This window comes from Candidatus Margulisiibacteriota bacterium, assembly GCA_031268855.1.
GTDB lineage: Bacteria > Margulisbacteria > Termititenacia > Termititenacales > Termititenacaceae > Termititenax.
Window position 1 is genome coordinate 22,961 of the sequence record JAIRWS010000077.1, and the last position, 10,084, is coordinate 33,044.

Sequence of the window (10,084 nt, forward strand, 5' to 3'; positions counted from 1 at the left end):
GGCTATACTATAATTTATGCTGGCTCTAAAATATGATGCCGCGGGTCTGATCCCCGCTGTCGTGCAGGACTATCAGGACGGCGCGGTCTTGATGCAGGCTTATATGAATGAAGAGGCTTTGCAAAAAACTCTGGCCAGCGGCGAGACCTGGTTTTACTCGCGGGCGCGGCAAACGCTCTGGCACAAAGGCGAAACATCCGGCCATTTCCAAAAAGTAAAAGAAATTTACACGGACTGCGACCGGGACTGTCTGCTGCTCAAGGTGGAGCAGATCGGCGGCATTGCCTGCCATACGGGACAGCGCAGCTGTTTTCACGAAAGGCTAAAATAATGGAGGCTCTGGAAAAAATTTACAAAATCATTCAGCAGCGGGCAGCACAGCCGGAAGCCGGTTCGTACACTAATTATTTGCTGGACAAAGGGCTGGATAAAATTTTGAAAAAAGTCGGTGAGGAAGCCAGCGAAACTATCATCGCCGCCAAGAACGGCGAGAAAGCCGCGCTGGCCGGCGAGATCGCCGATCTGCAATATCATTTATTGGTAATGATGTATAATTTAGGCGTGGCTCCTGCCGACATCGAACAGGAATTAAGCAGCCGTTTTGCCAAAGGGGGATTTCATGGCCGAACAGGAAAATAAAATAGACTTCACCAAAATTTCCGCGCTGGACTGGCTGAAAATCTCCGTGGTGTTGCTGGCTGCCGCGCTGGTTTTGTACCGCTGTTTTTTGCCGTTCCGCGCGGAGTACGCTTTCCGCGAAGCCTACAATCTCGAGGCGCAGATGAATGCGCCCAATCTGCCCGCGGAGCGCCGCGAAGCCGCCGCGCAGAAAGCCATCGAGAAATACGAAAAAGTCAAAAAACTGGCGCCGTGGGAAACCTACTACCATATACAGCTGGCGCGTATTTACGAGACGCAGGCACGGCAGGAAACAGACCCTGAAAAAAAACGCGCTAAAATTCAGCAGGCCGACGATATTTACGATCTTTGCTTAAAAATCTCGCCGGATAATCCCTGGTACGTCATGCGCAAAGCCGAGATCTACGGAATGTACGCGGAGATCGAGCCGGACGCGGCCAAAAGAGCGGAATTACTGCGCCGGCGTGAAGCAAAAATTTTAGAGTCCGCTGAGTTAGATCAAAACAACGGCATCTTTCAAACCGCCGCGGCCAATCTTTATTTTCAAAAAGGCGAGCTGGGTCAGGCCGCGGAAAAATATCAGCATGTGCTGGAGATAGACGACCGCACCGGCGAAGCGTATGTCATGCTGGCGGAGATCGCCCGCCGTCATGGTCAACCGGAAAAAATAGAAGAGCTGTACCAAACGCTGGTCGTAAAAAATCCAGATTTTCCCAACACGCGTTTATATCTTGGCCAGATCTACGAACAGCGCGGACAATTAGCGGACGCCATCGAGCTGTACAAAGCAGAAGCTCTGCTTGATAAAAACAACGAAACGGCCTATCGCGTTTTGGGCAGCGCCTGCTATCGCGCCCAGGAGTGGCGCAATATGGAAGTCGCTTACAATCGTTTGACGATCATCCGGCCGGACAACGTGGATTATTATTTGTACAAAGCGCACGCCCAAATCCAGCAGAACAAACTTAAAGAAGCCCTGGCCGTTTATGAAGCCGTGCAAGCTCTGCGGCCAGACGACGCCAATATCCAGAACAATATCAACGCTTTGAAAGCGCGGGGGATTTAAATGCGCCGGCTGCTGTTGATCTTGCTTGTCAGCGGCGCGGTTATTTTCACGTATCTCGGTTTGTTTTTTTTGAGCGCGCGTGGCGGCGGAGAAAAAATCACGGTTTATTTTTACCGCTATGAACAATTATACGCAGCGGGGCGCGTTTTGCCGGAAAATGTTCTGCCCATATCCGCCGCGCTGCAGGCTTTATTTGCCGGGCCAACAACGGAAGAAAAAAGCAACCGCGTGCAGACCATGATCCCGGCCGAGCTGCAATGGCGCGATTTTTCCATAGAAAAAGACATTTTAGTTTTGAATCTCAACGAGCCGCTGCTGCGGATTTCCGGCGGGTACAATGTCATTGACAGCATGCTCAAGCAAATAGTCTTTACAGCCACGGAAATAAAAGGTATAAAAGCGGTGCGTTTTCAGATCAGCAATCAGCCGGAACAAACGCTCATTATCGGCGGCGAAGGCTACACTATCGACCGTCCGCTGGGCAGAAATTATTTTGCGGGAGAGCATTGATGGCTATAAGCAGCAATGACGCCAGACATGCCGCCGATCTAGCGCGGCTGGATTTGAGCGAGCAGGAGTTAGCGGTCTACACCGAACAGTTAAACCAAATTCTCACTTACGCTCAGGAGCTGGAAAAGCTCAACACCGACGATGTCGAGCCGACCTATCATTCCATCGAGACCAGCACAGTCCTGCGCGAGGACAAAGTTGTCGAATTTCTCAATCAAGCCGGCCTGCTCAAAAACGGCCCCGACGTCAGCGGGACAAGTTTTGTCGTGCCGAGGATACTTTAATGCAGCATTTGACTTTGAAAGAATTGCAAAAAAAACTGCGCGGCGGAGAAACGACCGCGGTCGAGGCTGCGCAAAAAGTCTTGACGCAGATCCAGAAGCACGAGCCGGTCGTCAAGGCTTATTTACAGGTCTTTGCCGCAGACGCGCTGGCGCAGGCGCAAAAAGCCGATGAGTTGTTGCGCGCAACCGGCGGAGATGAAGCCGATCGGCGCGAACGGCCGCTGCTTGGTATTCCGCTGGCGATCAAAGACAATATGAATCTGCTGAACACTGAAACGACCTGCGCGTCGAAAATTTTGCAAGGTTATATTTCGCCATACACCGCCACAGCCGTGCAAAAATTACAGGCCGCCGGCGCGGTCATCGTCGGCAAGACCAATCTTGACGAATTTGCTATGGGTTCGTCCACCGAGAACTCGGCCTTCCAGCAAACGACTAATCCCTGGGACAAAGAGCGTGTGCCGGGCGGTTCCTCGGGCGGCGCGGCGGCGGCTGTCGCGGCAGATGAATGTTTTGGCTGTCTGGGTTCGGATACCGGCGGCTCGATCCGCCAGCCGGCGTCTTTTTGCGGCGTGGTCGGTCTGAAGCCGACTTACGGCCTGGTCTCGCGTTACGGTCTGATCGCTTTCGCTTCGTCGCTAGATCAGATCGGCCCGTTGGCCAAAACCGTTGAAGACGCGGCGTTGCTTTTAAATGTTATCGCCGGTTATGACACTCTGGACTCCACATCGGTTAAACAACCGGTCAAAGACTACACGGAGCTTTTAGATCAGGACATCCGGGGCAAAAAGATCGGCGTTATCAAAGAGTTGCTGGGCAGCGGCATTGACGACGCGGTGCGGCAGACTATACACACGGCTCTGGACAGCTTAAAAAAACAGGGCGCGATTATCGAGGAAGTTGAAATGCCGTCTTTTCAGCACGCGCTGGCCGCATATTATCTGGTCGCCACTTCCGAGGCCTCGGCCAATCTCGCGCGTTTCGACGGCGTGCGTTTCGGCCACCGCAGCCAGAACGCCCGGGATATGCTGGAGTTATTCAAAAAATCCCGCGCGGAGGGTTTTGGCGCAGAAGTCAAACGCCGCATCATGCTTGGCGCTTACGCGCTGTCCGCCGGTTATTACGACGCTTATTATCTCAAGGCGCAAAAAGTCCGCACGGTCATCAAGCAGGATTACCACAAAGCTTTTGCCCGTTACGACGCCGTGCTTTCGCCAACCTCGCCGAGCATTGCTTTTAAACTCGGCGAAAAAATAAATGATCCCCTGAGCATGTATTTTTCCGACATTGCGACTATTCCGGTCAATCTGGCCGGTCTGCCGGGCATCAGCGTGCCCTGCGGCGCGGTTGACGGTCTGCCCGTCGGCTTGCAGCTGGTCGCCGATGAATTTGCCGAACAAAAATTGCTGCAAATCGCCACGGCGGTGGAGCGCGGCAGCCAGTTTGAAAGGATACGCCTATGACGGAATACACAGCGGTCATCGGTCTGGAAATTCACACGCATCTGAAAACCAGGAGCAAGATGTTCTGCGCCTGCTCGACGGAATTCGGCAAACCGCCCAACAGCAACACCTGTCCGGTCTGCACCGGTCAGCCCGGCGCTTTGCCGGTCTTAAATAAAGAAGCGGTCAATCTGGCCATTCGCTGCGGTCTGGCTTTGAACTGCGTTATAAATAAAAAAAGTGTTTTCGCCCGCAAAAATTATTTTTATCCCGATCTGCCCAAAGGCTATCAGATCTCCCAGTTTGACCGGCCCGTCACCTCGAACGGTTTTGTGAATATTCAACTGCCGGACAGTACGGAAAAACGTATCGGCATTACGCGCGCGCATTTGGAAGAAGACGCCGGCAAGCTCGTCCATCAGGGCGCGGAAGGCATCGAGGGTTCGACGGCTTCACAGGTCGATCTCAACCGCTCCAGCGTGCCGCTGCTGGAAATTGTTTCGGAGCCGGACATCCGCTCCGCCGAAGAAGCGCGCGCGTATTTGGACAAAATTAAATCTATTTTACAATTTGCCGGCGTGTCCGACGCCAATATGGAAGAAGGCAAATTACGCTGCGACGCCAACATCTCCATCCGTCCCGCCGGACAAAAAGAATTTGGCGTAAAGGTGGAGATCAAAAATATGAATTCTTTCCGCGCGGTGGAGCGGGCGATCAAGATCGAGATCGAGCGGCAAAAACAGCTTTTGGCGGCCGGTCAGACAATCCTTCAGGAAACGCGCAGTTATGACGAGGCGGCCGGCAAGACCGTGTCAATGCGCAGCAAAGAAGAAAGCCACGATTACCGTTATTTTCCTGAACCGGATCTTCTGCCGCTGCTCATTGATGACGCCTGGATCGCCAGGGTCAAAAAAGAACTGCCGGAGCTGGCCGAACAAAGAATAAGCCGCTATCAGGACGAGTACGGCATTTCCGCTTATGACGCGCGCGTCCTGACGCTCGACAAAGCCGTGTCGGATTTTTTTGACGCGGCGGCCAGATCATACAGCGGCGACAAAAAGACCATCGTTAACTGGCTGACGACCGACGTGCTGGGTTATCTCAAAACTGAAAATCTGGAATTACCGCAGACCAAACTCACACCGGAAAATCTGGCCGAGATGCTCGGCCTCATCGATAATAAAACTATTTCCGGCAAGATCGGCAAAGAGCTAATCGTTCAAATGCTGAAAACCGGCGCGTCCGCCCAGCAGCTCGTGGAAACCAGCGGTCTGCGGCAGATCACCGACGAGAGCGCGCTGCAAAAAATCGTGCAGGAAGTGCTGACCGCCAATCCCCAGCAACTCGCGCAGTATCGCTCCGGCAAGACCGCGCTCAAAGGCTATTTTGTCGGCGAGACAATGAAAAAAACCAAAGGTCAGGCGGCGCCACAGCTGGTCAATCAAATACTGGACAAACTGCTGAAAACTTAAACCTGTTTTTCATTAAACAAAATTTTTACAAAATCTCGTTTGCTGTACAGCACTCTGTCAATATAAACAATTTTATTTTCGCAGCGGTAAAAGATTGTGTAATTTTCACAAATTAAAAAACGGTAATCCGTTTTGGGGATAATTTTAGAATTCAAAGGAGCGCCGATTTTGGGATAACGCGCCAGCCGGGAAATACGGGATAGGATTTTAGCGAGCGTCTTTTGTGCCGCAGCGGGGTTTGCTAATTCCGCGGCAATGTAGCCGCTGATTTCCTGCAAGTCCTGTCTAGCCAGCGGGGCAAGGCACAGCTTGGTCATTTGGTCAGGCCGAGACTCGTTTTTACTTCGGCCAGAGACAGCCAGCCTTTGGCGCCGGACTGTCTGCCGCGCGCTAGTTCAGACAGGAGTTGATTGGTCGCCTGCATTTTTTCATAATCCCGCAGAGCCATCAGCGCATAAAGACCGCGCCCGTTTTTAGTCAGAAATACCGGCGCGTCAACCGCGATGTCACGCAGCACTTCAGTGTAATTGCGCAAATCTGAAACCGGTTTAATAGTGGGCATTTTGCCGCTCCTTTTTAGCTGTAAAAATTATAGCATAATTTAACAGCAAATATAGCAGCAGTCATTCTGGTTAAATTACGGTACAATAACGTCTATGAACTTGCTCCGCGAGATTTTTCACCCTTACAAACGCATAAAAAAAGCGCGTTTTGAGGCCTGTACGATGTGCCAGCTCAAATGCGTAAGCTGTGATACGGCCAGCGGTGAATCGCGCCGCAATGCCGTAGGCTGGGGCTATCTCAAGGCCGCTGATTTTCAAAAATTTGCCGCGCAAAATCCCGCGATCAAAATGATCGAGCTTTCCAACTGGGGAGAGATTTTTCTCAATCCCGAAATCGCCGAAATTTTCCGCATCGGTTATGAGCATGGCCTGGAGCTGACCGCCGGCAACGGCACAAATCTGAACAACGTAAAGCCAGAAGTTTTGGAAGCGCTGGTCAAATATCGGGTACGCTATATTTCGGTGTCACTCGACGGCGCGTCGCAGGAAACCTACGCGCAGTACCGGCGCGGCGGCAATTTTGACCGTGTCATCGCCAATCTCAAAATACTCAATGAATTTAAGCGGCGGCATAATTCTCCGTATCCGCGGCTCGGCTGGCAATTTATAGTTTTCGGCCACAATGAACACGAGCTGGCCAAAGCGCGCGCTCTGGCGAAAGAACTAAATATGGAATTCAAACCCAAATTAAACGCGCACGAAGAAAATTCTCCGCTGCGCAATCCCGAAGCCGTGCGCCGCGAGCTGGGCTTGAAATACATTTCCCGCGCCGAGTACGAACAAAAGACCGGCCGTTTTCGCGCGCTGGCCTGCCATCAGCTCTGGCAGCAGCCGCAGATCAATTGGGACGGCAAACTGCTGGGCTGCTGTCAGAATATTTGGGGCGATTTTGGCAATGTGCTGGAAACGCCGCTCAAAGATTTGCTGATTAGCGAGAAATATCTTTACGCCAAGAAAATCCTGCTGGCCGCGCCGGAAGCCAGACGCCGGCCTTTGCGGCCTGATCTGCCCTGCGCGCGCTGCGTGTTTTTCCACCGGCTAAAATCGCTGCGTCTCGGGACATTTATAAACAGAGAGGAGTTAAAACAATGAATGCCGACGTAATAAGCAAACTTAAAGAAATAGACCGGCTAAAAAAAGAGCTGGACGGATTGCAACCGTTTGATAAAACGGTATGGGAATATTTTAAAGCCTACTTAGACACTGAGCTAACTTACAACAGCAACGCTATTGAGGGCAGCACGCTTTCTTTGTGGGAAACCAAAGAGATTTTAGACAAAGGTTATGTTTATAAGACTACGCCAACCAGAGAAATTCTAGAAGTTATCAATCACCGCGATGCTCTAAGATACCTGGAAACTTTAACCAGCGCCAAGCCGCCTTATATCATCTCTACCGCGGAAATACTAAATCTGCACAGAGAAATATTAAAAGGCATAAAAAATGACCGGGCTGGAAAATTCAGGCAAGAGAATGTTTACATTCGCCTAAAAAAAGAGGACGCCTCAACCGCCGTAAAGAATTTTCCAGAATGGCAAGCCGTGCCGGAATTAGTGACCGATCTTTTACGCTGGCTAAGAGATAGCGAAAAAAACTATCATCCGGTTATCCTGGCAGCAGAGCTGCATTATAGATTTGTGGCTATCCATCCGTTCATAGACGGCAACGGCAGAACATCACGTCTGCTAATGAATTTAATCCTGTTGCAAAACGGATACACCTTTGCTAATGTGGCCATGCAGCATAGAACAACTTATATAAACGCCATAACCACAGCAGACAATACTCAGGATATGACCGTTTTTTACCTGGTGGTTATTGAGGCCTTGAAAACAATGCTGGAGCTTTATATAAAAACTTTCAAAGAGCGGATCATTTGGAAATAGCCAGCATTGGCTTTTCAAGGAGGAATTTTTATGCAAAATTTAAAACTAAACAACGGAGTGGCCATACCGGAAATCGGCTTCGGCACGTGGCAGACGCCCGACGGCGAAACAGCGGTGCAGGCTGTAAAGACCGCGCTGGAATCCGGCTACACGCATATAGACACGGCGGCCTGTTATGAAAATGAAGCCAGCGTCGGCCGCGCCATGCGGGAAAGCGGAATTCCGCGCGAGAAACTTTTTATCACCACCAAACTCTGGAATACCGAGCGCGGCTACGACAGCGCGTTAAAAGCTTTTGCGGTCAGCCTGCAAAAATTGCAGCTGGAATACATCGATCTGTATCTTATTCACTGGCCAGACAATAAAAATCCTGAGCTAAATATTGCCAGCTGGAAAGCTTTTGAAAAACTTTACAAAGACGGCTTGATCAAAGCGCTCGGCGTTAGTAATTTTACGCCGCGGCATTTACAGCCCTTGCTGGACACAGCGGAAATAAAACCGACGGTCAACCAGATCGAATATCACCCGGGATACCGGCAGGAGGAAACCGTGGAATTCTGCCGGAAACACGCTATTTTGGTCGAAGCCTGGAGTCCTCTGGGCTGCGGGCGCATCCTGCAGGACGAAAATCTGCGGCTGATCGCGCAAAAATATAACAAATCGATCGCCCAGCTTTGCCTGCGCTGGTGCCGGCAAAACGGTGTTCTGCCGCTGCCGAAATCCATCACACCGGAACGGATCAAAGAAAACCTGCGGGTGTTCGATTTTGAGATCAGCGCGGATGATCTGCAATATATTAATGATTTGCCGCAGTTTGGCTGGTCAGGATTTAAAATTTAGAACTGGTTAAAGTTTTCAGCAAATCCTCGCGCCGCAAAAGTTTCAGCGCTTTGGCCACCTGCCGGTAATTCTGAGGCAAATGCGGCTGTAGCAGGGCTTTTTGAAAAGCGCGCTCTTCTCCGCGCGGCACATGCACCGGCTTTTTCGTAAACGGGTCCAGACCGGTGTAATACATCGCGGTCGCCGCGGTCAGCGGCGTCGGCGTGAAATTCTGCGCCTGCTCCAGATGGAGATGATGCTCGTGGAGATACAGGGCAAGATCCAGCGCGTCCTGCAGTGTGCAGCCCGGGTGCGCGGAAATAAAATACGGCACGATGTATTGTTTTATATTGTGCGCCTTGTTGAACGCCAGAAATTTATTCAGAAATTTTACATACAGATCATAGGGCGGCTTGCCCATGATTTGCAAAACTGGCTCGCAGATATGCTCCGGCGCGAGGCTGAGCTGTCCGCCGACGTGATGCGTGAAAAGCGTTTCCATATATTCCGGATCGAGCAAAGCCAGATCATAACGAATGCCGCTATTGAGCAAAACTTTTTTGACACCGGGGAGCTGGCGCGCGCGGGAGAGCAGGGCTTTTTGCCGCGTGTGCGCCGTGTGCAACTCGGGGCAGATCTTGGGGTACAGACAGCTGGCGCGCGCGCATTCCCGTCCAGACCGGCAATGCATGCCGTACATATTGGCTGTGGGGCCGCCGAGGTCAAAGATCGTGCCTTTGAAATCCGGATCGCGGCAAATGATCATCTGCAGTTCCTGAAGGATACTTTCTTCTGAGCGGTTAATGATCTGCCGGCCGTGATGCTGGGAAATCGCGCAAAAAGCGCAGCCGCCAAAACACCCGCGATGCGTGATCGTCGAAAAACGCACAAAGTCGTAACAGGGAATTTTCTGCCCTTTGTAACGCGGATGCGGCGCGCGGGTAAAAGGCAGGAAAAATAATTCGTCCACTTCCCGGCCGGTCAGATTGTCCGGCGGTGTGGTTACTAAAAAACGATCCTGATACGGCTCGACTATGACGCGCGGTTTTTTCCGGCGGCCTTCGCGGAAATACAGCGCAAAATGTTCCGCGTGCGTTTGCCGGTCGGTCAAAGCTTTTTCCGCGGACGGCAAAATCAGTTTATCCCCTGGCACACTGTCGAGAGTCTTATATGCTTTCGTGCTGTTAGGCGGCTGCGGCAGGTCTGCCCACCGCCCGCCCGCCCGTAGATGCTCCGCGATCAGCAGCGTCGCTTTTTCGGACATGCCGTAAAGCAGCAGATCAGCTTTGGCGTCAAGCAGCAGCGAGCGGCGGGGCTTGTCGTCCCAGTAATCATAATGCACAAAACGCCGCAAACTCGCCTCTACGCCGCCCAAAACCACCGGCACATTTTTGTAAACCCGC

At 51.7% G+C, this 10,084-nt stretch carries 13 protein-coding genes; 10 read left to right on the forward strand and 3 right to left on the reverse strand.

The window, feature by feature from the left end; translation table 11 throughout:
- Positions 1-16: 16 nt before the first annotated feature.
- From hisI to gatB, 7 genes are read left to right on the forward strand one after another with little or no spacing between them, the layout of a single operon-like run.
- Positions 17-331: a phosphoribosyl-AMP cyclohydrolase gene (gene hisI, locus LBJ25_04855; GenBank protein MDR1453284.1), complete on the forward strand. Its 315-nt coding sequence runs from the start codon at positions 17-19 to the stop codon at positions 329-331.
- On the forward strand, positions 331-639 hold the full coding sequence (hisE, locus tag LBJ25_04860; GenBank protein MDR1453285.1) for a phosphoribosyl-ATP diphosphatase: 309 nt from the start codon (positions 331-333) through the stop codon (positions 637-639). Before hisI ends, hisE begins: the two co-directional genes overlap by 1 nt.
- Positions 620-1,705 (forward strand): tetratricopeptide repeat protein, encoded by a 1,086-nt coding sequence (locus tag LBJ25_04865; protein MDR1453286.1) that lies wholly within the window; start codon positions 620-622, stop codon positions 1,703-1,705. The genes hisE and LBJ25_04865 overlap by 20 nt, the downstream gene beginning before the upstream one ends.
- Positions 1,706-2,215 carry a GerMN domain-containing protein gene (locus LBJ25_04870; GenBank protein ID MDR1453287.1) on the forward strand — a complete coding sequence of 170 codons (510 nt, stop codon included), beginning with the start codon at positions 1,706-1,708 and terminating at the stop codon, positions 2,213-2,215. It abuts the gene before it with no gap.
- Complete coding sequence (gatC, locus tag LBJ25_04875; protein ID MDR1453288.1) at positions 2,215-2,499, forward strand: Asp-tRNA(Asn)/Glu-tRNA(Gln) amidotransferase subunit GatC; 285 nt, start codon at positions 2,215-2,217, stop codon at positions 2,497-2,499. Before LBJ25_04870 ends, gatC begins: the two co-directional genes overlap by 1 nt.
- Positions 2,499-3,962, forward strand: coding sequence for an Asp-tRNA(Asn)/Glu-tRNA(Gln) amidotransferase subunit GatA (gene gatA, locus LBJ25_04880; GenBank protein MDR1453289.1), 1,464 nt, complete (start codon positions 2,499-2,501; stop codon positions 3,960-3,962). Before gatC ends, gatA begins: the two co-directional genes overlap by 1 nt.
- Positions 3,959-5,413 carry an Asp-tRNA(Asn)/Glu-tRNA(Gln) amidotransferase subunit GatB gene (gene gatB, locus LBJ25_04885; GenBank protein ID MDR1453290.1) on the forward strand — a complete coding sequence of 485 codons (1,455 nt, stop codon included), beginning with the start codon at positions 3,959-3,961 and terminating at the stop codon, positions 5,411-5,413. The genes gatA and gatB overlap by 4 nt, the downstream gene beginning before the upstream one ends.
- Here the strand turns inward: gatB and LBJ25_04890 are convergent.
- Entirely contained in the window at positions 5,410-5,730 is a 321-nt protein-coding gene (locus LBJ25_04890; GenBank protein ID MDR1453291.1) for a type II toxin-antitoxin system RelE/ParE family toxin, read from the reverse strand. The genes gatB and LBJ25_04890 overlap by 4 nt on opposite strands.
- Complete coding sequence (locus tag LBJ25_04895; protein ID MDR1453292.1) at positions 5,727-5,975, reverse strand: type II toxin-antitoxin system prevent-host-death family antitoxin; 249 nt, start codon at positions 5,973-5,975, stop codon at positions 5,727-5,729. The genes LBJ25_04890 and LBJ25_04895 overlap by 4 nt, the downstream gene beginning before the upstream one ends.
- 94 nt (positions 5,976-6,069) lie before the next feature.
- On the opposite strand from LBJ25_04895, the gene LBJ25_04900 reads away from it, so the two are divergent.
- The 3 genes from LBJ25_04900 to LBJ25_04910 are packed head-to-tail and all read left to right on the forward strand — an operon-like array spanning position 6,070 to position 8,702.
- Positions 6,070-7,068 carry a radical SAM protein gene (locus tag LBJ25_04900; protein MDR1453293.1) on the forward strand — a complete coding sequence of 333 codons (999 nt, stop codon included), beginning with the start codon at positions 6,070-6,072 and terminating at the stop codon, positions 7,066-7,068.
- Positions 7,065-7,862 carry a Fic family protein gene (locus LBJ25_04905; GenBank protein MDR1453294.1) on the forward strand — a complete coding sequence of 266 codons (798 nt, stop codon included), beginning with the start codon at positions 7,065-7,067 and terminating at the stop codon, positions 7,860-7,862. The genes LBJ25_04900 and LBJ25_04905 overlap by 4 nt, the downstream gene beginning before the upstream one ends.
- 30 nt (positions 7,863-7,892) lie before the next feature.
- Positions 7,893-8,702, forward strand: a complete 810-nt coding sequence (locus tag LBJ25_04910) for an aldo/keto reductase (GenBank protein MDR1453295.1) — start codon at positions 7,893-7,895, stop codon at positions 8,700-8,702.
- On the opposite strand, the gene LBJ25_04915 is transcribed toward LBJ25_04910, so the two are convergent.
- A partial coding sequence (locus LBJ25_04915) for a YgiQ family radical SAM protein (GenBank protein ID MDR1453296.1) occupies positions 8,692-10,084 on the reverse strand: 1,393 nt, incomplete at its 5' end. The genes LBJ25_04910 and LBJ25_04915 overlap by 11 nt on opposite strands.